Origin of the sequence: Psychroserpens mesophilus (assembly GCF_050617655.1) — a bacterium.
In the GTDB taxonomy this organism is placed as follows: Bacteria; Bacteroidota; Bacteroidia; order Flavobacteriales; family Flavobacteriaceae; genus Psychroserpens; species Psychroserpens mesophilus_A.
This window is the reverse complement of record NZ_JBODQC010000011.1, coordinates 39,492-62,612: the sequence shown is the minus strand read 5'-3', so window position 1 is coordinate 62,612 and position 23,121 is coordinate 39,492. Positions and strand designations below refer to the sequence as shown.

General features: G+C 32.7%; 22 protein-coding genes and 2 tRNA genes. 14 read left to right on the top strand and 10 right to left on the bottom strand.

Translation table 11 applies throughout. The features are described from left to right. The first annotated feature begins 94 nt into the window (after positions 1 to 94). From ACRHNM_RS14820 to ACRHNM_RS14810, 3 genes are all read left to right on the top strand, one after another. A complete protein-coding gene (locus ACRHNM_RS14820; protein ID WP_431137433.1) occupies positions 95 to 940 on the top strand; it encodes a transketolase in 846 nt (281 codons plus the stop codon). 18 nt (positions 941 to 958) lie between these two features. Beyond that, positions 959 to 1,912 (top strand): transketolase family protein, encoded by a 954-nt coding sequence (locus ACRHNM_RS14815; protein ID WP_431137432.1) that lies wholly within the window; start codon positions 959 to 961, stop codon positions 1,910 to 1,912. A 138-nt stretch (positions 1,913 to 2,050) separates the two neighbouring features. Then, entirely contained in the window at positions 2,051 to 2,692 is a 642-nt protein-coding gene (locus ACRHNM_RS14810; RefSeq protein WP_431137431.1) for an outer membrane beta-barrel protein, read from the top strand. A 47-nt stretch (positions 2,693 to 2,739) separates the two neighbouring features. Here ACRHNM_RS14810 and ACRHNM_RS14805 read toward each other — a convergent pair whose 3' ends face one another. Beyond that, positions 2,740 to 3,714: an FKBP-type peptidyl-prolyl cis-trans isomerase gene (locus ACRHNM_RS14805; RefSeq protein WP_431137430.1), complete on the bottom strand. Its 975-nt coding sequence runs from the start codon at positions 3,712 to 3,714 to the stop codon at positions 2,740 to 2,742. Positions 3,715 to 3,822: 108 nt separating this feature from the next. On the opposite strand from ACRHNM_RS14805, the gene ACRHNM_RS14800 reads away from it, so the two are divergent. Continuing rightward, the gene (locus ACRHNM_RS14800; protein ID WP_431137429.1) at positions 3,823 to 4,203 is read left to right on the top strand and encodes an RNA-binding S4 domain-containing protein; all 381 of its coding nucleotides are present in this window, start codon (positions 3,823 to 3,825) and stop codon (positions 4,201 to 4,203) included. A gap of 55 nt (positions 4,204 to 4,258) precedes the next feature. Next, a complete protein-coding gene (locus tag ACRHNM_RS14795; RefSeq protein ID WP_431137428.1) occupies positions 4,259 to 4,762 on the top strand; it encodes a phosphoribosyltransferase family protein in 504 nt (167 codons plus the stop codon). Here the strand turns inward: ACRHNM_RS14795 and ACRHNM_RS14790 are convergent. Further along, positions 4,754 to 5,272, bottom strand: a complete 519-nt coding sequence (locus ACRHNM_RS14790) for a shikimate kinase (protein ID WP_431137427.1) — start codon at positions 5,270 to 5,272, stop codon at positions 4,754 to 4,756. The genes ACRHNM_RS14795 and ACRHNM_RS14790 overlap by 9 nt on opposite strands. A 129-nt stretch (positions 5,273 to 5,401) precedes the next feature. Here ACRHNM_RS14790 and ACRHNM_RS14785 point away from each other — a divergent pair. The 7 genes from ACRHNM_RS14785 (at position 5,402) to ACRHNM_RS14755 (ending at position 10,596) form a co-directional block, all read left to right on the top strand. Further along, a tRNA-Lys gene (locus ACRHNM_RS14785) sits at positions 5,402 to 5,474 on the top strand. Positions 5,475 to 5,528: 54 nt separating this feature from the next. Next, positions 5,529 to 5,612, top strand: a tRNA-Leu gene (locus ACRHNM_RS14780). Positions 5,613 to 5,725: 113 nt separating this feature from the next. Continuing rightward, positions 5,726 to 6,625 carry a MerR family transcriptional regulator gene (locus ACRHNM_RS14775; RefSeq protein ID WP_431137426.1) on the top strand — a complete coding sequence of 300 codons (900 nt, stop codon included), beginning with the start codon at positions 5,726 to 5,728 and terminating at the stop codon, positions 6,623 to 6,625. 53 nt (positions 6,626 to 6,678) lie between these two features. Beyond that, complete coding sequence (locus tag ACRHNM_RS14770) at positions 6,679 to 8,142, top strand: phytoene desaturase family protein (protein WP_431137425.1); 1,464 nt, start codon at positions 6,679 to 6,681, stop codon at positions 8,140 to 8,142. Between the two features lies 1 nt (position 8,143). Beyond that, positions 8,144 to 8,983, top strand: coding sequence for a phytoene/squalene synthase family protein (locus tag ACRHNM_RS14765; protein WP_431137424.1), 840 nt, complete (start codon positions 8,144 to 8,146; stop codon positions 8,981 to 8,983). Between the two features lie 4 nt (positions 8,984 to 8,987). Beyond that, the gene (locus ACRHNM_RS14760; protein WP_431137423.1) at positions 8,988 to 9,437 is read left to right on the top strand and encodes a beta-carotene hydroxylase; all 450 of its coding nucleotides are present in this window, start codon (positions 8,988 to 8,990) and stop codon (positions 9,435 to 9,437) included. A 13-nt stretch (positions 9,438 to 9,450) separates the two neighbouring features. Next, positions 9,451 to 10,596, top strand: coding sequence for a lycopene cyclase family protein (locus ACRHNM_RS14755; protein ID WP_431137422.1), 1,146 nt, complete (start codon positions 9,451 to 9,453; stop codon positions 10,594 to 10,596). Here ACRHNM_RS14755 and ACRHNM_RS14750 read toward each other — a convergent pair. The 3 genes from ACRHNM_RS14750 to ACRHNM_RS14740 form a co-directional block, all read right to left on the bottom strand. Next, the gene (locus ACRHNM_RS14750) at positions 10,583 to 11,161 is read right to left on the bottom strand and encodes a TlpA family protein disulfide reductase (protein ID WP_431137421.1); all 579 of its coding nucleotides are present in this window, start codon (positions 11,159 to 11,161) and stop codon (positions 10,583 to 10,585) included. The two genes, ACRHNM_RS14755 and ACRHNM_RS14750, sit on opposite strands and share 14 nt — an antisense overlap. A gap of 144 nt (positions 11,162 to 11,305) precedes the next feature. Beyond that, positions 11,306 to 13,576 (bottom strand): aconitate hydratase, encoded by a 2,271-nt coding sequence (locus tag ACRHNM_RS14745; RefSeq protein WP_431137420.1) that lies wholly within the window; start codon positions 13,574 to 13,576, stop codon positions 11,306 to 11,308. Positions 13,577 to 13,776: 200 nt separating this feature from the next. Beyond that, on the bottom strand, positions 13,777 to 14,913 hold the full coding sequence (locus ACRHNM_RS14740; protein ID WP_431137445.1) for an acyltransferase family protein: 1,137 nt from the start codon (positions 14,911 to 14,913) through the stop codon (positions 13,777 to 13,779). A gap of 122 nt (positions 14,914 to 15,035) precedes the next feature. Here ACRHNM_RS14740 and ACRHNM_RS14735 point away from each other — a divergent pair, with 122 nt between their 5' ends. Together ACRHNM_RS14735 and ACRHNM_RS14730 are read left to right on the top strand one after the other, a co-directional pair. Then, positions 15,036 to 16,178 carry a hypothetical protein gene (locus ACRHNM_RS14735; protein WP_431137419.1) on the top strand — a complete coding sequence of 381 codons (1,143 nt, stop codon included), beginning with the start codon at positions 15,036 to 15,038 and terminating at the stop codon, positions 16,176 to 16,178. 68 nt (positions 16,179 to 16,246) lie between these two features. Next, complete coding sequence (locus ACRHNM_RS14730; protein ID WP_431137418.1) at positions 16,247 to 16,768, top strand: SCO family protein; 522 nt, start codon at positions 16,247 to 16,249, stop codon at positions 16,766 to 16,768. Here ACRHNM_RS14730 and ACRHNM_RS14725 read toward each other — a convergent pair. From ACRHNM_RS14725 to ACRHNM_RS14705, 5 genes are all read right to left on the bottom strand, one after another. Then, on the bottom strand, positions 16,762 to 17,847 hold the full coding sequence (locus tag ACRHNM_RS14725) for a MauE/DoxX family redox-associated membrane protein (protein ID WP_431137417.1): 1,086 nt from the start codon (positions 17,845 to 17,847) through the stop codon (positions 16,762 to 16,764). The genes ACRHNM_RS14730 and ACRHNM_RS14725 overlap by 7 nt on opposite strands. 85 nt (positions 17,848 to 17,932) lie before the next feature. After that, the gene (locus ACRHNM_RS14720; RefSeq protein WP_431137416.1) at positions 17,933 to 18,886 is read right to left on the bottom strand and encodes an AAA family ATPase; all 954 of its coding nucleotides are present in this window, start codon (positions 18,884 to 18,886) and stop codon (positions 17,933 to 17,935) included. A gap of 3 nt (positions 18,887 to 18,889) precedes the next feature. Further along, on the bottom strand, positions 18,890 to 20,347 hold the full coding sequence (locus ACRHNM_RS14715; RefSeq protein ID WP_431137415.1) for a peptidylprolyl isomerase: 1,458 nt from the start codon (positions 20,345 to 20,347) through the stop codon (positions 18,890 to 18,892). Further along, a complete protein-coding gene (locus tag ACRHNM_RS14710) occupies positions 20,310 to 21,164 on the bottom strand; it encodes a peptidyl-prolyl cis-trans isomerase (protein WP_431137414.1) in 855 nt (284 codons plus the stop codon). Before ACRHNM_RS14710 ends, ACRHNM_RS14715 begins: the two co-directional genes overlap by 38 nt. Then, entirely contained in the window at positions 21,165 to 23,111 is a 1,947-nt protein-coding gene (locus ACRHNM_RS14705; RefSeq protein WP_431137413.1) for a peptidylprolyl isomerase, read from the bottom strand. Positions 23,112 to 23,121 lie beyond the last annotated feature (10 nt).

Genomic DNA, 23,121 nt, shown 5'->3' with positions numbered 1-23,121 from the left:
ACTGTCCAAAATCGTTAATAAGTGACAGGTTTCAATTTTTGATTAGGCCTATGAAAACTTTATTTTTGATGCTGAAATTATTCACACTATTTATATGCCAAACACACAACAATTACAAGACTTAACAACACAAGTTCGTAGAGATATTTTACGAATGGTACACAAAGTAAATTCAGGTCATCCAGGAGGTTCTTTAGGATGTGCCGAATTCTTCGTCGCACTTTATCAAAACATCATGGACCGAAAAGATACTTTTGATATGGATGGAATTGGTGAAGACCTTTTCTTTCTTTCAAATGGTCATATTTCACCTGTTTTTTATAGTGTTCTTGCTCGATCAGGTTATTTTCCTGTAGATGAATTAAATACATTCAGGCTTATTAATTCAAGATTACAAGGACATCCAACAACACATGAAGGACTACCTGGTGTAAGAGTTGCTTCTGGTTCACTCGGACAAGGTTTTAGTGTTGCCTTAGGTGCTGCTCAAACAAAAAAATTAAATAACGATGCACACCTCGTATACAGTTTGCATGGTGATGGTGAATTACAAGAAGGGCAAAACTGGGAAGGTATTATGTATGCTGCAGCAAATAATGTTGATAATATCATTTCTACTATTGATTTAAACGGACAACAAATTGATGGACCAACAGATGTTGTGCTTCCAATGGGTAATCTTAAAGATAAATTTGAAGCTTTTGGTTGGACAGTTATAGAAATTAATCAAGGTAATACTATTGACGAAGTTATTAAAGGGATGGAAGTTGCAAAATCAAAAACTGGAAAAGGAAAACCAGTTTGTGTCTTATTAAAAACAATTATGGGCAATGGTGTTGATTTTATGATGCATACTCACGCTTGGCATGGTAAAGCTCCAAATGATGAGCAATTAGAAATTGGATTAGCACAAAATCCTGAAACTCTGGGAGATTATTAATCATCAATCAAGAAAACAATGAAAACATATACAAATACAGGAAATAAAGACACACGCTCAGGTTTTGGAGCTGGATTAACCGAATTAGGAAAAACCAATGAAAATGTGGTTGCACTTTGTGCTGATTTAATTGGCTCTCTAAAAATGGACGATTTCAAAGCCAATCATCCAGAACGCTTTTTTCAAGTTGGAATTGCTGAAGCCAATATGATTGGTTTAGCCGCTGGAATGACTATTGGCGGAAAAATACCTTTTACCGGAACATTTGCTAACTTTTCTACTGGTCGTGTTTATGATCAAATTAGACAGAGTGTTGCCTATTCTGACAAAAACGTAAAAATTTGTGCTTCTCATGCTGGATTGACCTTAGGCGAAGATGGAGCAACACACCAAATCTTGGAAGATATTGGTTTAATGAAAATGTTACCAGGAATGACAGTCATTAATACTTGTGATTACAACCAAACTAAAGCAGCTACTATGGCTATTGCTGATCATCATGGACCAGTTTATTTACGTTTTGGACGCCCTAAAGTAGCTAACTTCACACCTGAAAATCAAACCTTTGAAATCGGCAAAGCTGTTCGTTTAACTGAAGGAAATGATATCACAATTGTTGCTACTGGTCATTTAGTATGGGAAGCTCTTGAAGCTGCAAAAACACTTCATGACAAAGGAATTTCGGCTGAAGTTATCAATATTCATACTATTAAACCCTTAGATGACAAGGCTATTTTAGATTCAGTATCTAAAACGGGTTGTATTGTAACTGCTGAGGAACATAATTATTTAGGAGGTTTAGGAGAAAGTGTCGCTAGAGTTCTGGCACAACACCATCCTACGCCTCAAGAATTTGTTGCTACAAATGATACATTTGGAGAATCTGGAACTCCAGAGCAATTAATGGATAAGTACGGACTTAATGCTGATGCGATTGTAAAAGCTTCTGAAAACGTATTAAAAAGAAAATAACTGTTCTTATTATATTATTAAAATCTAGCTTAAACAGGCTAGATTTTTTTTGTCTATACCTAAAATCAGCAAAATGAAATAATAGTCCTTTGGCAGCGTTTTTGATACTATATATCAAAATCACAAAAAACGACTATTATGAAAATTTTAAAAAAATTTTACAAGCACCTTTTCAATAAGAATAAGGTGCGCAAAAAACTAGTTATCAGTACATTTGTTTTAGCGTTATTATCTTTTAATATTAATGCTCAAGATGGAACTTCATTTGGTATTAAGGGAGGTTTAAATTACAATGCCAATGGTGATTATTTTGAATCTATTGGTAATAATGCCAGAAATCCTGATCGCAACATTGGTTATCATATTGGCATTTTTGGAAAGATTGGAGACAGATTATACTTCAGACCAGAATTGGTTTACACAGCTACTAAAAGCTCATATAATAGTGACGACTTCTCAATGACTAAAATTGATGCACCTCTATTGATTGGTGCTAAAGTTCTTGGTCCTGTTAGTCTTTTTGGAGGACCATCATTGCAATATATATTAAATACAGAATTTGAAGGTATAGATATTAATGATATTAAAGATGACTTTTCTTTAGGGCTAAACTTTGGAATAGGTTTAAATTTAAATAAGATTGGAATTGATTTGAGATATGAAAGAGGGTTTAGCAATAATGAAGCGCTCTTTATTGACAACAATTTAGGTGATGGAGTTGTTAGTAGAATTGACACCAGACCTGATCAATTAATACTTAGTCTGTCTGTTGCTTTCTAAGATCCTAAAACATAAAAAAAGCCGCTAATAGCGGCTTTTTTTTTTATTTAGTTATCATCTTGATTAGATAATGCTGTACCAGAATCTAAATAGTTAGGAATTCCATCTTCGTCAGTATCGTCGTTTGTAGGATCTCCATCATTATTAAGATCTTCAAAACGAGTTATTACACCATCGCCATCATCATCTATATCGAAATAATTAGGGACGCCATCAAGATCTGTATCATCATCAGAAACATCACCATTTCCATTTAAGTCTTCTATAAACGAGAATACTAAATCAGAATCATGATCATTAGCCTCTGTTGTGTATAATTCAAATTTAAAGACAAGGTTTTCATATTGTGAAAGGCCTGTAGGAGCTGCACTAAAATAAGCTAATCCTGAAGGAATAAACATGACACCTAATCCGTAATTATCGTAAGAAAATGTTCCATCTTCGTTTTCAACAATACTGGTAGCAGTTCCAAAGCGTGGTATTACATATCTCCATGCTGGGATAAGGCTTAAAAGATCAAAGTTTGCAGAGTTAGCAGAACTATCAAAAGCTTCGCCATCAAATTGTTGCCCAAGATAATTAACATTTATAGTATCTGATGAATTTGGAGACTCTCCTCCTCCTTCATTAAGTGTTAAAGTATAATATTCATATTCGACATCAAGATATTCAATAGTAAAGGTTTCAATAGCATCAATTAATAAGGTTTGATTATCTGGATCTGGCAAATCTAAATATTCACCAGTATCTATATCTACAGGTAATTCTTCGATAACTATATCTTCATAAGTATAATTACCAGGAACTTCAAATACAGCAGAATTATAATAATGTGTATTCAAATAATTCAATAAAGAATCTTTATCAGCAGCCTGTTGTTCAGTTCTATCTCGTATTGGTATCGTTACAATGTCATCATCATCTTTTTTACAAGATGTAAAACACAAAACAGAAAGTAGTAGAACCACTATAGTATTTCTAAAAATCATAATTGGGTTTGTTTTCTTTATAAAGCCTTTCAAAATATAAGAACTATTTTAAATGACACAATATTGCTTATTTTTAAGGCGCAAGATACAATAATATATATTTTTGCATCAAACAATTAACGCCATTTTTACAACTTTAATATGCGAGTAGATAAATACCTTTGGAGTATTAGATATTTTAAAACCAGAAGCCTGGCAACTAACGCATGTAAAAAAGGTCATGTAAAAGTAAATGATCAGGTTGTTAAGCCAAGTAGAGACGTTTATCCTACCGATAAAATTGAATTGCGAAAAGACCAAATTAATTATTGTATTATTGTCAATGATGTTCCAGAAAGTAGAGTTGGCGCTAAATTAGTTGATATTTACAGAACAGACATTACACCAAAAGAAGCTTTTGAAGCAAAGGACTTACTTAAGTATTCAAAAGACTATTACAGAAAAAAAGGGGCTGGAAGACCTACAAAAAAAGACAGAAGAGATATTGATGATTTTTATGAAACTTCTGATGAAGATATCTAATATTTAAAGCAGCATTAACAAACTCTTTTTTATCTTTGAGAAAACCATAACAAGCATGAGCATTACAAAAAATACAATTTTAAATCATCAGGAAATTCAACATAAAATAAGACGTATTGCTTATCAAATTTATGAAAGCAATGTTTATGAAGAAGCTATTATTTTAGCTGGAATTCAAGACAATGGATTTATATTAGCAAAAAAACTAAAGCAAAATCTTGAAAAAATTTCAGAATTAAAACCTATTCTATGTAAAGTTGTTATTGATAAAAAAAATCCACTTGCTGAAATAAAGACCTCTCTTAGTAAAGAAGAATACACTAATAAATCATTGGTACTAATTGATGATGTTCTAAACTCGGGAAGCACGCTTATATATGGTGTGAAACATTTTTTAGATGTTCCACTTAAACAGTTTAAAACGGCTGTATTGGTAAACAGAAACCATAAAAAATATCCTGTAAAAGCTGATTTTAAAGGCATTTCGCTATCTACATCTTTAAATGAACATGTTGAAGTTACTTTATCTGGAAAACAGTTTGAAGCTTACTTAAAATAATTTGAGTAAAATAGATTCTGTAACTTGGTCTACTGATAATGAATCTGTAAGAATTATAACATCTGATTGCTCATAAAATGGAGATCTTTCAAATACATGTTTACCAATAAATTCCAATAGCTGGTCTTGAGTATCCAAATGTGAAATAAGAGGTCTGGTAGATTTTTCATAAAATAACCGTTCAGCAAGGTTGTTTATTGAAGCTTTTAAATAAATAGTCTTAGAACGTTCAGCTTCTTTAATCATCTTCAAATTGTTACCATAACATGGAGTTCCTCCTCCTAGAGCAACAATTGTGTTCTCTTTTTTTATAACGTCTTTTAAATAAAGACTTTCTTGTTTCCTAAAAAACACTTCTCCTTTGGTTTTAAAAATGTCATTTATCGTCATATTTAATTTAGTTTCAATGTAAACATCGAAATCAATAACATCATAGTTTAAAATCTTTGCCAATTTCTTAGCTACAGAAGACTTTCCTGATCCCATATACCCAACTAAAATTAACGTCATTTTCTTCTTATAAATTGATTATTAAAAACATAAGATAAGCAAGTACAAAAAAACAAAAAAATATCTAATAATAGGTTTGGATTATTAATTAAACGTTTTATATTTGCACCCTCGTTACAGAGACTTATTGACCAGTTAGCTCAGTTGGTAGAGCATCTCCCTTTTAAGGAGAGGGTCCTGGGTTCGAGCCCCAGACTGGTCACTGAAAAAAAGTTAAGCAAATGCTTAACTTTTTTTTTACCTTTATTGAAATAATGCGCACGTGGCGGAATTGGTAGACGCGCCAGCTTGAGGGGTTGGTGGACATTAGTCCGTGGAAGTTCGAGTCTTCTCGTGCGCACTTTCTTTCTCCTTTCCGTAAACAAAAATAGTTATCAAAATCTTAAATTAAACTTTAATATTCATATGCATTAAAAAAAAAGGTTATTTTTGTTTAATCTTTTTATTTTAAAAATGAACAATATTAAAAGCACCTTTAGTATTAAGGATTTAGAACATCTGACTGGTATAAAAGCTCATACGATAAGAATATGGGAGAAACGATACAATCTACTAAAGCCCGAGAGAACAGATACCAATATTAGATATTACAGTCTGGATAACCTTCAAAAGCTACTTAATATTAGCTACCTCAACAATAACGGTTATAAAATATCAAAAATAGCGTCTTTAGACAACGAAGACATTCCGAAACTTGTAAAAAAAGTCGCTGAAAATGACACCACCAATAACCATGCTATTGACGCTTTTAAATTAGCTATGCTTAACTTTGATCAAAAGCTGTTTTATGATACTTATGAAAATTTGATAAAAGAGAAATCGTTCAGTGATATTTTTTATCAAGATTTGATACCTCTGCTTTCTGAAATTGGAATGCTTTGGCAAACAGACACCATAACACCAGCTCAAGAACATTTTCTAACGTCACTCATAAGACAAAAAATATTAATTAATACTGAAATCATTCAATCTCAAAATCAAGTAAAAACTGATGAGATTTTTGTATTATACCTTCCTGATAATGAAATCCATGAATTAGGATTAATGATTATCAACTATGAAATCATTGCCAAAGGACATCAAGCCATATTTTTAGGGCAAAGTGTTCCGCTTGACAGCCTAAAAGATCTTCTAAATTATTACGATAAAATCACTTTTATATCTTATTTTACAGTCAAACCCGAAAAAGACGAGATTGACAACTATATCAAAGATTTTTCCGAAAAATTAATTATTAAAGACTCTATTAAATTTTGGGTCTTAGGACGAATGTTAAACGAAATTGATTTAAATTCACTACCAAAACAAATTGTTCCTTTTATAACAATTAAAGATTTAGTTAAAAAACTCTAAAATTTTATTTCTAAAGCTAAAATTGTTTAACTTTTGTGTAAGTTTGTTAAACAATGAAAAAACATATTGCCATAATCGGTTCGGGATTCTCAGCGTTATCTGCTTCTTGCTATTTAGCTCAAGATGGCTATGATGTATCTGTATTTGAAAAAAATGCTACTGTTGGTGGTCGCTGCAGACAATTAAAAAAGGAAGGATTTATATTTGACATTGGTCCGAGTTGGTACTGGATGCCTGATATTTTTGAGAAATTTTTTGGGGACTTCGGAAAATCTACATCTGATTACTATGAGCTGGATAAACTAAATCCTGCCTACAAAATCTTTTTCAAAGATGAAATCATCACTATTGGAGATACTCTAGACAAAATCTGTGAAGAATTTGAACGCATTGAAGCTGGAAGCTCTAAGCCTTTGAAAAAATTTATTGATAAAGCGGCATCCAATTATGACATTGCTATAAATAAAGTTGTACTAAAACCAGGAATTTCTCCCTTTGAGTTAATAACTCCAGATACTGCTTTACGAGTAGATCAGTTTTTTAAAACCATTAGTGGAGATGTCAGGAAAAACTTTAAAAACCCAAAACTCATATCAACTCTTGAATTTCCTGTCTTGTTTTTAGGTGCTAAACCTAGCAATACACCATCTTTTTACAGCTTTATGAACTATGCCGATTTTGGTCTAGGCACTTGGCATCCTAAAGGTGGCATGTATGAAGTTATTAAAGCCATGAAGTCTTTAGCAGAAAGTTTGGGCGTGCGAATACATACCAATAGTTCAGTAGAAAAAATCGTGGTAGAACATAAAAATGCTACATCTGTCATTGTAAATGGTGATACCAAACATTTCGATGTAGTACTAAGCGGAGCAGATTATCATCATTCTGAAACTTTACTTAATCAAGAATACCGTCAATATTCTGAATCGTACTGGAGTAAGAAAACTTTTGCTCCTTCTTCACTCCTATTCTATATTGGTTTTGACAAAAAATTAAGTAATATCGAACATCACAATTTATTTTTTGATACAGACTTCGAAACTCACGCTGAAGAGATTTACGATAATCCTCAGTGGCCTAAAGATCCGCTGTTTTATGCTAATTTCCCTTCTGTAACAGATAAATCTATGGCTCCAGCAGATTGTGAGACAGGTTTTTTCTTAATTCCTATTGCTCCAGGAATTGAAGATACAAATGAGCTGAGAGCTCAATATTTTGACATCATCATGTCTCGTTTTGAAAAACTAACACATCAAAGTGTGAAAAATAATATTATTTTTAAAGAGTCTTTCTGTATTAAAGACTTTATAAAGGATTATAACTCCTATAAAGGGAATGCTTACGGAATGGCTAACACACTTTCTCAAACCGCATTTTTAAGACCTAAATTAAAAAGCAAAAAGGTAAATAATCTTTATTTCACAGGACAATTAACGGTTCCAGGACCAGGAGTTCCTCCATCACTAATTTCAGGTAAATTAGTAGCTCAATTAATTAAAAAACACCACAATAACTAATATGAAAGCCATTTTTGATACCGTTTCAAACCACTGTAGCAAGACTGTCACTAAGTCTTACAGCACGTCGTTTTCATTAGCAACGAAGATGCTATCAAATTCTATTCGTCAAGACATTTACAATATTTATGGCTTTGTAAGATTCGCTGATGAAATTGTTGATAGCTTCCATGATTATGACAAGGAATTATTATTCAATAATTTCTCAAAGGATCTAGAATTAGCACTTGAGCATAAAATAAGTCTGAACCCTATTTTAAACTCATTTCAAGACACCTATCATAAATATGGTATTGATAAAAATATGGTTGATGCGTTTATGAAAAGTATGCGACTTGATTTGCACAAACAAAATTATCTTACAGATGCCGAATATAAAGATTATATTTATGGCTCGGCTGACGTTGTAGGTTTGATGTGTTTAAAGGTTTTTGTGAAAGGTAATCAAGATAAATTTGACGAACTGAAAGACTCTGCTATGAGTCTAGGGTCTGCCTTTCAAAAAGTAAATTTTTTGAGAGATCTGAAAGCTGATTTTGAAGATTTGAGCAGAACGTATTTTCCTAATACAGACTTAAATCATCTCGATGAAGTTTCAAAGCAAAGAATCATTGATGACATAGAAAGTGATTTTGCAAAAGGTCTTCAAGGGATTAAAAATCTTCCTATCGAAGCTAAGTTTGGTGTATTTATGGCGTACAGATATTACAGTCAGTTACTAAAAAAATTAAAGAAAACACCAGCTTTGGAAATAAAATCAACCAGAATCAGAGTACCAAACTACAAGAAGTTTGAATTACTCACTAGAAGTTATGTTAAATATCAATTAAATCTATTATAAACTCATGCAAACTGTATTATGGATTCTTGTCTTTTTAGGTGTTTTTTGCACCATGGAATTTATGGCGTGGTTTACTCATAAATATGTCATGCATGGTTTTTTGTGGAGTTTACATAAAGACCATCACCATAAAGATCACGATAGCTGGTTTGAGCGCAATGACGCCTTTTTTATTTTTTACGCTGTCGTGAGTATGACGTGTTTTTATTTGTGGAGCTACGAAAATATTTGGTATTGTTTACCTATCGGTTTAGGGATTATGGCATATGGAGCTGCTTATTTTCTAGTGCATGATATTTTTATTCATCAACGTTTCAAGATGTTTAGAAATGCTAACAACTGGTATGCAAAAGGTGTAAGACGTGCCCATAAAATACATCACAAACACTTAGGGAAAGCCGATGGCGAATGCTTCGGAATGTTATTCGTACCTTTCAAATATTTCAAAAAGTAAACGTTTTTTATGTATGTCTGAAAGTTCCCATTTTGATTATATCATCATTGGAAATGGATTAGCTGGTTTACAACTGGCTTTGAAACTTTCGGAAGATTCCTTTTTTAAGAACAAGAAAATTGCTCTGATTGATCCTTCAGAAAAAAACTCAAATGATAAAACCTGGAGTTTCTGGCAAAACAACACCTCTCAATGGCATTCTATTATTCATAAATCTTGGAAGAAAGCTTCCGTAATAACTTCGGAAAAAAAAATACATTTAGACATTAGTCCATATAGTTACAATACAATTAAATCTATTGACTTTTATAAGTACGCTAAAACGCAACTTCAGACCAAAAAACACATTCATTTTAAAATTGAAACCGTAACTTCTATTAAAGAAAACAAAATGGTTTTGGTGACGACTAATAAAAACACCTATTCGGCAACTCATGTGTTTGATAGTCGTATTCCTGAAGAATTTTCAAAAGAATACGACACCAGTATTTCAATCATTCAGCATTTTAAAGGTTGGATCATTAAAACGGAAACAGAAGCTTTTGATGAAACTAAAGTTATCATGATGGATTATCGTTTAAAAGACGGCAATCAAACCACATTCATGTATGTGTTGCCATTTTCTAAAACGGAAGCTTTGGTTGAATTTACATATTTTACTGAACACACTGTTCCTGATGATATTTATGATGGCTATATTAAAACCTACATTAGAGATTATTTAAAAATAGCTCGCTACACTATTGTTGAAACTGAGCAAGGTCAAATTCCGATGACCAATTATAACTTCTCTAAATTTAACACTCAAAACATTACCAAAATTGGAACTGGTGGTGGATGGGTAAAAGGTTCGACAGGCTATTCCTTTAAACATACTGAAAAAAAAATTGCTAAAATTATAGAGAACCTCAAAGCGGATAAAGTTCCTTCTGAAAAGTTATTCAACAGCAAATACAAGTTTTATGACAAGGTGTTTCTAAAAGTTCTCAAAGATGAAAATCATAAAGGCGAATGGATTTTTAAGCAGTTTTACAGCAAGAACTCTGTCCAAACAATGTTTCGTTTTTTAGATGAAGAATCTACTTTTTCAGAAGAACTTCACATCATGTGGTCGTTATTCTCCTGGTCGTTTATAAAAGCCTTTTTTAAAACGCTTTAAGCAATTCATCAATCGTATTGGTAACACGTTCACTATTCCAATCTGCTGCTCCAGATTTATCAATAACGATTTCTCCTTTTTTACTAATGATGAATGTTCTTGGGATTGAAGTCACATTAAATTCTCTAGGATATTCAGTTAAAGATTGATAGACATTAAAGCTGTAATCCTTGTTGGACATGAACGTTTTAATAACCGATACATCTTCATTAGACACAAATAAAAACACGACATTATCATTCGTTTTATAGGTTTGATAAAGTTGCTCCATACTAGGCATTTCAGCTATACATGGTGGACACCAAGTGGCCCAGAAATTAATGACGACCACCTTTCCCTTAACTGAATTAAAATCATACGTCTGACCAGAAATATCCATTAACTTCCAATCATAACTTGACATCGTTTCTCGTTCAGAATGATCAATTACTGAAGGCTTAACGATGAATGCAATCCCTTTATTTATGAACACTTGAATTGGTTGTCTTGTCTGCGGAATAATTAATAACACAATTACAACAATGAAGATAAGATTATAAATTTTTGATTTTTTTGATTTTGCCATAGGTATTTATAAAACAGAAATGTAACATCGTAGTCGGTAAAATGGTTCAAATCTAACAAGATGTTTATGTATAAATTACGTCTTAAAGTAATAAAAAAGCCCTTGAGATTTCAAGAGCTTTTCTTTATTTAATTATGCCTTTATTTAGGCTGCATTTTCTCTTTTAATTTTATTTAAAGCAGAACCTTCATTATACCAGTCAATTTGCGCCTGGTTATAGGTATGGTTGACTTTAATAGTATCTTTACTTCCATCAGCATGAACCACTTCAATCGTTAATTGCTTATCTGGAGCAAATTCATTTAAATCTAAGAAATTGAACGTATCATCTTCCTGAATTAAATCATAATCACTTTCGTTAGCAAATGTTAATCCTAACATCCCTTGTTTTTTAAGGTTAGTTTCGTGGATACGAGCAAACGATTTTACAATCACAGCTGCAACACCTAAATGACGAGGTTGCATTGCTGCATGCTCACGAGAAGAACCCTCTCCATAATTGTGATCACCAACAACAATAGATTTAATTCCTGCAGCTTTATAAGCTCTTGCAGTATCAGGAACACCTCCAAATTCACCTGTCAGTTGGTTTTTAACAAAGTTTGTTTTCTTTCCAAAAGCATTTACAGCACCAATTAAGGTATTATTTGCAATGTTATCTAAATGGCCTCGGAAACGCAACCAAGGTCCAGCCATACTAATATGATCTGTAGTACATTTTCCATAGGCTTTTATCAGTAATTTGGCTCCTGTAATGGAATCTCCAATAGGTTCAAAAGGGGTTAATAACTGCAAACGTTCAGAATCTGAAGCTACTTTGACCTCAACTCCACTTCCATCTTTCATAGGTGCTAAATAGCCATTATCTTTCACATCAAACCCTTTTGGTGGTAATTCCCATCCTGTTGGTTCATCTAGCATCACTTCTTCTCCATTCTCACTGATTAATGCATCTGTCATCGGATTAAAATCCAAACGACCAGCAAGTGCAATAGCAGCAGTTAATTCTGGTGATGCCACGAAAGCATGTGTATTTGGATTTCCATCTGCACGTTTTGCAAAGTTTCGGTTAAAGGAATGTACGATACTGTTTTTAGGTGCATTTTTAGGATCTTCATATCGAGCCCATTGTCCGATACAAGGTCCGCAAGCATTCGTGAAAATCTTAGCATCCAGTTTTTCAAAAATCTGAAGAATTCCGTCACGTTCAGCAGTATAGCGCACTTGTTCAGAGCCTGGATTGATACCCAACTCTGACTTTATTTTTACACCTTTATCCAAAGCTTGTTGTGCTATAGAAGAGGCACGAGATAAATCTTCATAAGAAGAATTGGTACATGACCCAATTAATCCCCATTCTACTTTAATTGGCCAATCGTTAGCTTTCGCTTTTTCAGTCATTTCTTTACCTACATTTGTAGATAAATCAGGAGTAAAAGGACCATTTAGTAAAGGACCTAATTCAGAAAGATTAATATCAATGACCTGATCAAAATAGTGCTCAGGGTTTGCATATACCTCTTCATCACCTGTTAAATAATTTTTAATTTTATTTGCTTCATCAGCGACATCTGCTCTGTCAGTAGAGCGTAAATAACGCTCCATAGATTCGTCATATCCAAACGTAGAAGTTGTTGCTCCTATTTCGGCTCCCATATTACAAATGGTTCCTTTTCCTGTACAAGACATGGCTGTAGCTCCAGGACCAAAATATTCTACAATAGCTCCAGTTCCTCCTTTTACAGTCAAGATATCTGCAACTCTTAAAATCACATCTTTAGGTGCTGTCCAACCAGATAATTTCCCTGTTAATCTTACACCAATAAGTTTAGGAAACTTTAATTCCCAAGCCATTCCTGCCATAACGTCAACAGCATCTGCTCCTCCAACGCCTACAGCAACCATTCCCAATCCACCAGCATTTACTGTATGTGAATCTGTTCCAATCATCATTCCGCCTGGAAATGCATAATTTTCAAGAACTACTTGATGAATAATTCCAGCTCCTGGTTTCCAGAAACCAATTCCGTATTTATTAGAGACAGACTCCAGAAAATTGAAGACTTCATTACTGGTATTAATAGCATGTTGTAAATCGGAAGCCGCTCCATTTTTAGCTTGTATCAAGTGATCACAATGCACTGTTGTTGGCACTGCTACTTTATGCTTACCAGCTTGCATAAACTGTAATAAAGCCATTTGAGCTGTTGCATCTTGACATGCTACTCTATCTGGAGCAAAATCTACATAATCTTTACCTCTAGTGAACGCTTTATCTGGCATTCCTTCCCAAAGGTGTGAGTATAAAATCTTTTCTGAAAGTGTAAGGGGTTTACCTACAATATCGCGAGCAGCATCTACACGCTCTACCATATTTGAGTAAACTTTTTTAATCATGTCAATATCAAATGCCATATGTGTAATTTATAAGGTGAATATTCGTTTGTTTACTTGATGTCAAGGATTGCAAAATTACAAATTTTTAGGCAAATTTAAAAATATGTAATAAAAAGTGTTAAACACTGAATATAAATCAATAAACAATCGTTTTTATAACATAAAATTACATTATTGTTAGTTTTTTAGGAGATAAAATAATAAATTAACAATATTAACTATTCAAAGTGCTTTTTAATTTTTGGAGAATCTCTTAAATCTGTCATTGGTTTTTCATACAAGCGATACACTAAATACGACACAACAAATGTTATCAGAACATATACTAACAGATAAATAATCAGATCTAATCCTTCCATTGGTTCTGAAGGAATTAAGTATTTCATCAACTGCATAATGATTGAATAGTGAAACACATAAATAGCATATGACAACATACTGACATATGTTATGGGTATTCTAATTGATTTTGGTGCCGATTTCATAACACTTAACAATGGTAAGGTACAGGCAATAGCTAATGACTTGATCACAAAGTACCAAACGTTCCAGAATTGTGGATAGTCTTCAATAAACCAACCCTTTAGTGGTACTAAAAAATTTATTCCTATCAATACTAAAATTCCAAAAGCACAAGCGAAATATTTAATATTATCCCAGAATTCTGGCTTAATAATTGAAATATAAGCTGCTAAAACACCATAATAAATAGCATCTATTCTATAAATTACAATCGATTTCACATTGAGTGTCCAATGTCTCATATGACGAATGGTTTGCTCATGATTGTACATTAATTTTGAAAGTATAAACAGAAGTAAAATAAAAAGAGTGACTTGCAAAAACAAACGTGGTCGAGAAGTGTTTTTTCTAATGAATAACACTAAATACAACAGTAGAGGACCTAAAATATAAGCAAACTCTTCCACTGACAAACTCCATGATTCAGGAAAAAACCAGGGCAATTGTGTGCTAAAATTATGCAGAAAAAAAACATACTTCCAAAGTTGGTCTGGCAATTGATGACCAATATAAATGAATACAAGAATGTTTATAGTTAAGGTCAGATAGTAGTTAGGAAGCGTTCTAAACCAACGTCTGATCCAAAAATAACCAACGTCTTTAAATGTAAATTCGCTGGACACATACATTTTATATAAAATTCTTCCGATTAAAAATCCACTCAACACAAAAAAGACATCGACGCCTAGAATCCCGAAAACACTAAACAATTTACGAGTAACACCTCGCATTTCAGGTGCTATCCAAAGTGTATGCGAACACATGACCATAATTATGGCCACAGCTCTCATAAGATCTAAGCCAAAAATTCGTTTTTCATAATCTATTCGCATCAAAAAAAGCCTTAGTTTTGTTTAGGTCGTTTAAAAAATAAGATTCCACTTTTAAGTGGGACTAGTTCAATTTACAATTTTGAGTTGGCCTTTTAGGCGTCTCAAAATCGAATTTCACTAAAATGAAGTCCAAAATACTAAAATATACATTGTGGTTCATTGTTTTATTAACTATTGTTGGTGGAATCTATTATTTAAAGCTTCCAAACAGGCATAAAGCTATTGTAAAAACCAAGTTGTATCATGGATTAGGCATTGTAGATGAACGATGGAATATTCAGTCAAATGATTCTTCTATCAGTTTAATTACGCCTACTTTGGTTCTCGACAATATTTATAAATCTATGGAAGGTCCGAAAGTAGTACGTTCATTTCAATTGGATGAGACTAAAAATGAATTGGTATGGATCACCTCATTTCAAACCAAAGCGTTGAGTACGAATGAAGTCGATCAACTTTCTAATGATTACATTTGTCATACCAATATAGATATATACGAAGGCGAACATTACTCAAGATGGCAACTTAATCATCGAATAGGTGAGCAATATCCTCGTTTAACATCTATGAGTAATGGTATTGAAAGCTACGCGTTTCCTAAAGGATTTGGATTTGCAGTATTTACTAATGAAAATTTATTGCTGGCTACACAATCTTTAAATCACAATATAAAAGGTGATCCTTTTGACATAAAGCATGAAATCAATATTGGTTTCAAACCGCATGACAAACAAATGAAACCTTTAATGAGTAAAACGGTTTTTGTAATGCTTCCATATGATGCTGAACACCCTTTTGAAAACCCAACAGATTCAAATCCTAATATGTGTTTGCCTGTAGAAACAAAAAACCATTCGTATAAAAATGACAAAGGCGAATCTCTTTCTGGTCATTGGGTGATTTTCCCTGGAAAAGACACGTATCATTATGATATTACACATCAACTTAAACTTAAGGATAGTACAACGCTGCATCACATTGCAACACACATACATCCTTTTGCCGAAACTTTAGCATTGCGAGATAAAACTAAAGACACTACGTTATTCATGTCTAAAGCTGAAAATTACAGTGATAAAATCGGACTTAAAAACGTGTCTTATTTTTCAAGCACTCAAGGCATTATGTTGTATCCTGAACATGAATATGAATTGGTGCTTCAAACTAATAATACGACTACAGTAAACCAAGACATGATGGCGAGTATGTTTTTATTTTTATATGATAAGGAAATGCATGACAAAATAAAAACCTATCAACCTTGAGAGTTTTATTTGGTTTCTTTCTTTTGCTTTTCACAAGCTGCAACACGACAACGAAACAGTTACCCATATTGAGCTACACCATAGATGCTTCTGGAAATAAGAATTTTTATAAAATAAACTATAACGGCTTTACAAACCAGTTAGGTGACTCTTTTTCTACGGAAGATTTAAAAGGAAAAATTTGTATTGCAAACTTCTTCTTCACAAGATGCCCAAGTATTTGTCCGCCAATGCGAACCGAATTAATTTCAATAGCTGAAACATTTTCTGAAGAAAACAACATAATGATCATCTCGCATACTATAGACCCAAAACATGATTCGGTTTCTGTTTTAAAAACTTATGCTGAAGCTACAGGGATTCCGACAAACAAATGGCAATTTATTAGAGCATCTGAAGAACACACGAAACGCCAAGCTAAATCTTATATGACAAATTTCAAACCCAATGAAGATGGTTCTGATTTCTATCATAGTAGTTTTGTGGCTTTAGTTGATCAAAAACAACAAATCAGAGGATTTTATAATGTGTTAATTAAGGAAGAGCTCGAACGTTTGAAAACAGACGTTAACTATATATTACATCAATAATATTCTAGATACGTATTTGGGACCTCTAAATAAGTATCAAGATAGTTTTTAATCTTTTTATATACTCTTTCTTCTGGATACACAATGACACCAATTGTGCTTCCAGACCATTCGTTTAAATCAATATAATAATCTTCAGCTTCATGTTTTACGTTTAATTTTATATGTTCTGGTAAGGTGTCAATATCTTTTAAATTATTGAAATGAATCTTACAATATTTCGGTTTCCCAGAAAAATAACTAAATGCCAAAATATGATCATAAAATCCCAATAAGTTAAAAACAGGAAATACAATTGCAATAAGAAATAACGCAATTGATTGAGGGTGTTTTAAAACACATAAATCTTTAAGTGAAAATGAGGATTTATAGAACAAATAAAACAGCACAAATACGTTAAACAAAGTCATAGGAAACACAATGTATCCATAACCTCCTGTTACAAAAGTTATAATAATGATAGCATGCATTAGTGTTATGGACCAGATGCCTATTTTTCTGGTCTTAGAAAAGATTAAAAACACTCCAAATAAGGCTTCTAAAAAAGGCACAGCATAGGTAAATATCAATCGCATCCATTCTGGTACAAAAGGAATACGTTTACTGAGTCCGAAAGCCCATTTTTCAAAAAATAGAGCATTCCATTTGTGCATACCACTCCAAAAGTAGGTACCTACTAAAATTAAAAGAACACATTGTTTAACGCGTTTCGGATTGTCATTAAATTGCGTCAACGCCAAAACCATAAAAATAATTTCAAAATAGAAAGGCTGGATTCTATTTTGATCTAACAACACCCAAAAGACATAAATACCAATAACAAATGCACTAAACTTCCAGCTTGGCTTAAAAACAAAGCCGAGAAAGCTAATTACAAACAGAGCTATAAGTACAACATCAAAGGTGAAATTAGGAACTGGAATGCCTTCAAAAAAAGACACTAAAGGAAACAAACGCTCCGAAAACCAAATTCTTGGCGACATGATTAACGGAATTAAAAAGGCAAAAAAAGCACAAAGTCTCACCCAAAACAGTTTATCTTTTTTAAGATTTTGAAACGTGTTTTTTAGAGTCTTCACTGTTATAGAGCTTATAGATTACTTATTAGAAATTTAAGATACTATAAAACATAAAAACAAAAGTGTTATGACACATACTTTAAATCTAAAACAAACTCTTTATGATTTGTTCATCAGAAATACCTTCAGCTTCTGCCTTGTAGTTTTTAATAATTCTATGACGAAGAATACCTTGTGCAACAGCTTGTACGTTTTCAATATCTGGTGAAAACTTACCATTAATTGCAGCATGTGTTTTTGACGCTAAAATTAAATTTTGAGATGCTCTTGGTCCTGCTCCCCAATCTACAAACTCTTTTACTAAATCTGAAGCTGTATCTGCATTTGGTCGCGTTTTGCTTACCATTTTTACGGCATATTCAATCACATTATCTGCAACAGGAATACGACGAATTACGTTTTGGTAACCGATAATTTCTTCAGCTGTAAATAAAGAATTTACGGTAGCTTGAATATCTGTTGTTGTTGCTTTTACCACTTGTACTTCTTCAGCAAAAGAAGGATATTCTAAATTTATTGCGAACATAAAACGGTCTAATTGCGCTTCTGGTAAAGGATAAGTTCCTTCTTGCTCAATTGGATTTTGAGTTGCTAAAACAAAGTATGGTAAATTTAATTTGTATTGATGACCAGCAACAGTTACAACACGTTCTTGCATGGCTTCTAATAGAGCTGCTTGTGTTTTAGGTGGTGTTCTATTGATTTCGTCTGCTAAAATGATATTAGCAAATATGGGTCCTTTTAGGAATTTAAAATGTCTGTTTTCGTCTAATATTTCACTTCCTAAAATATCACTAGGCATTAAATCTGGAGTAAACTGAATTCGTTTAAAATCTAAACCAAGTGCTTGTGCAATGGTATTAACCATTAACGTTTTTGCCAGACCAGGAACACCTATTAACAACGAGTGACCACCAGAAAAAATTGAAATCAGTATTTGATTAACAACCTCATCCTGACCAACAATAACTTTGGCTACTTCGGTTTTAAGGGCATTATATTTTTTTACAAACTGTTCTATTGCAGCAACGTCAGACATACTTTAATTTTTTTCTTTTTTTAACCAGTTACTTGTAAACTCACAATCTCTGTAATCGCCATTAATCTTGATGTAAGTATCATTAATTTTTTCTTCTTGCCATTTAGCGATTTCTTGTATCTGTTTATCCTGAAGGGTTAAGTTTTTGATTTTTAAATAATCTTTTGCAAAATTGGCTTCATGTTCATCAATTCTGTCAGTAACCATTAATAATTTATATTTTATATCGTTTACTCTATCTTGATCCTGTAATACCAAACTCACTTCTCCATCTTTTAAATCTTGAATTTGTCCGTATAACTCTGGATCCATTTTAGTCAGTTCAAAATTAAAATCCTGCGTGTAAGGATTGATTAATTGTCCACCATCATTTCGCGTCTCTTTTTCATCACTAAATTCTTTTGCAGCAGCAGCAAATGTTAATTCTCCAGCGACAATACGTTCTCTTATTTTATTGATCTTATCCTTAGCGGCTGTTTTAGCTTCTTCTGTAACTTTAGGTCTAAGTAAAATATGTCTAACATCATACTCTTGCCCTCTAATTTTTTCTAATAAAATAATATGGTATCCAAAATCGGTTTCAAAAGGCTCAGATATTTCTCCTTCTTGCATAGAAAAAGCGACATCTCTAAACTCTTTTACCATTCGAGGACGCTTTTTATTTAAAGTGTATTTACCTCCATCTTTACGAGAAGGAATATCATCTGAATAAAATACAGCTTTAGTCGTAAAACTGGCTCCATTTTCTATAACATCTGCTTTAAACTCTTTCAGTTTGTCGATGACTCTTTGTTTTTCTTCTTTAGATATCTCAGGAATGATTACAATTTGAGCAACTTTTAATTCTGTACCAAAAACTGGACGTTCATCTTCTGGAATAGTATTAAAGTATTCTCTAACTTCTTCTGGAGTAACTTCAATCTCTGATACAATTTTACGCTGCATATCTCCAGCTAACTTTGAGTTTTTGTTAAGCTCAAACATTTCGTCACGTAAGCTTTGCTCGCTATCTTTATTATAAAATGAAAGCAATTCTTCCATCGTGCCTCCTTTAGTTTCTAAAAAAGCATTGATTTGTTGTTCTATACTAGAACGGATTTCTAATTCATTAATAGGAATACTATCCTGAATGGCATGATGCGCATACAATTTATCTTCTAACAATTTACCAAACAATTGGCATCGTGTTATATCTGCTGTAGAAACGCCTCTGGCTTGAAGCTGAATAAATTCTTTATCAACATCAGAATCCAGAACGACAAAATCACCAACAACAGCAATAACGCCATCAATTTTAACGCGATCACTTGATTTAACAGTGTCTTTTTGCGTTTTAGACTCCACAACTTCATCTTCAATGATCTCTTGCCCTACAGCGATTTGCGCACACAGAATCAAGGCTATTGCAATAGTTCGTTTGGTGTTATTTATAAATTTCAAATTGTTTATTTTTAATAGCATCTTTGGTAATATCTGTTTCAAGCTTTTTTATAAGCTCTAATTTTCTTTTGTTGATAATAATCTGGTCAATAGTAGGTTTTACATAGTCTAAAGGTGCTGTATCATTCTGAAATAAAACATCTTTAATTTGCACCAAATATAGGTCTAATGAATCTTTGAGCTGTATAAAATTAGATTTTTTTAACAGTTCTTTTTTATTTTCTGAATTTACAGCTGGAATTTTATTTACAATCTGTGAGGTTTGAATCCATATGGAATCATTAAGCGAATAAGATTTAAATTGCACAGAAATGGAATCCAGGTATTGTTTGTCGTCTTCATCAAAGCGTTTAAACCGTTCTTTAATATCGTCTTCATTAATAGCATTATTTGGAATAGTGATGTATCTAAATTGCACTAATTCTTCATTGAGTTTAAAGGTTTCTTTATTGGCTTCATAAACCTGAAGTGCTTCCTCATCATTAATCACTGTATCGATACTTTTTTTAACCAAAGCTTCAAGATAGGCTTTTGTAAAAAGGTCGTTTTTATATTGATTTACTAACCTTTGGTAGCTGTCTTGTTTTTCCTCAGAAAGATTCCGCTCTGCGCCATCCACAAGAAGTAACTGCGTTGCCCAACGATTTATAAATCCGTTTACTACAAACGTACTGTCTTCTTCCGAAACACCTTCTCCTACAAGTGTTTTTATATCTTCTTCGTACAGATAAGAATCATTAACTCTTGCCACAGGAATTCGATCATCTGTTGTCTTAAAAAAATTACAGGATGATAATCCAAAAGCGCACAATATGAGAATGATATAGTTTTTAAACAACTAGTTTAGTATTTGAGATTTTACCTTTTTAAGTACTTTATTGTTGACTTTTACCGTGTAACGTTCATGGAGAGATTTGATCCAATCACTTTCAATTTGGTTTTGATAATCACTAACAACTTTTCCGCGAGCTTCATCAATTGTTTTTGGACTTTTTGGTAATACCGAATCTACGTTTATAACGTGATATGCATCATTATGTCTGTATATTTTTGAAACTCCTTTTTTAAATTCAAAATCTTTAGGCAATGCTTGATTTCCAAATTCAAAAACAGCACTTGTCGATATGATATTTTGAGTTTCCCCTTTATTTAGTTCTGTTTTTATTGCCTCAATAGAGTCGCCTTTTTCTAATAAGCTCATTGCTTTTTTAATCATTTTTTCATCTGCTGAACTTAAAATTACAGCATCTACTCTATCTTCCCACATGTAGTCACTTTTGTGACTTTCGTAATATGCTTTTAATCCTACAGAATCTTTAGAGGCAGCATTCCACACTTGTTTTTCCATAAGATCAAACAATAGTAATCCATCTCTATATTCTTTCAAAACATGAGCAAAATCTTCGTTTTCAAACTCTAAATTATTTTTATGATAAAGAATAATTTGTTCTTCTTTGTAACTATCGTAAATACCATTGATAACAGCATTTGCACTAATGACTTTATTGGTATAATTACGTTGATTTTTAAATAAATGCTGGGCAAAATCAGCATAGGTTATGGTTTTGGTGCCAATGGTCATAAATACTTTGTCTGCTTCTAAATCTTCAGGAACAACCCAAGATTGCTTAAAATAATTATCATTAATAATGCTTTCAAAATAAGCTAAAGCTTCTTCATTATCGGCAACCTTATATTTTTCGTTTAGTTGGTTTGCCAAAGCAGAGTTGATAAGTTGAGAACGTGAGTCACGTCTTACTTTATTTTCTAATGCCGCTTTAGCATCTTCGTAAGGCTCAATCCCTTTTTTGTTGATTAACTTCACAATATGCCAACCAAAATCGGTTTTAAAGGGTTTAGTGACTTCATCCTTTTTATTTAGACTGAAAGCCATATCTTCAAATTCTTGAGAGCCTAATTGCCCACCCGTAAACGGAGTTAAAAGTCCGCCTTTAGCAGAACTGCTTTTATCATCTGAAAACTGTTTAGCTAAGGATTCAAACTTTTCGCCTTGCTGTAATTTTTTATAAATCTCATTGATACGTGTTTCAGGATTAACTAAACTATCCTTTTGATTGCTTTTATTAGCAACCATTATATGTGCTACTGTCACTTCACCCAATGAAGGACGTTTATCTGTAACATTAACAATGTGATAACCAAAACGCGTTCTGAACGGCATTGAAACCTCACCTACCTTTGTATTGTATGCCGCAGTTTCAAAAGGATACACCATTTTAAAGGTAGAAAAATAGCCTAAATCTTCTGCAAAAACCATTTTTCCGTCATGTACTTGCTTTTGAACAGGAGCATAACCTTCTTTGATAATGCGGTCGCGTAATTCTAATAACCGATTATAAACCTGTATGGTATCCTTCTCATTTTCATCAATTCTAATCAATACGTGAGATGCTTTGATATCCATTTTTGATCGCTCATAAGCTTCTTTTACTAAAAGATCAGTCACTTCGCTATCAGACATAAAATTCTTTGTGAGTTGCGACTTATAATTAGAAAACTCCCTAACGTATTTTGCGTCTTTGTCAAGTTCCAAACGCTTTGCTTCTTTAACTTTTAACTGATAATTAATAAAAAGTTCAAGATAGGCATCAATATCTTTTTGGGATTCATCTTTTACTAAATCTAGATTTTTGTTATAAACTCTAACAAATTCCGAAGCCTTAACAGAATCATCATCAACAGTAAACAAGACATCGTTTTTATCAATTTGTGCAAAAACAGTAAGCGATAAACAAAAGAAAATTACAGTAATAAGTTGTTTCATTGTTTTATAA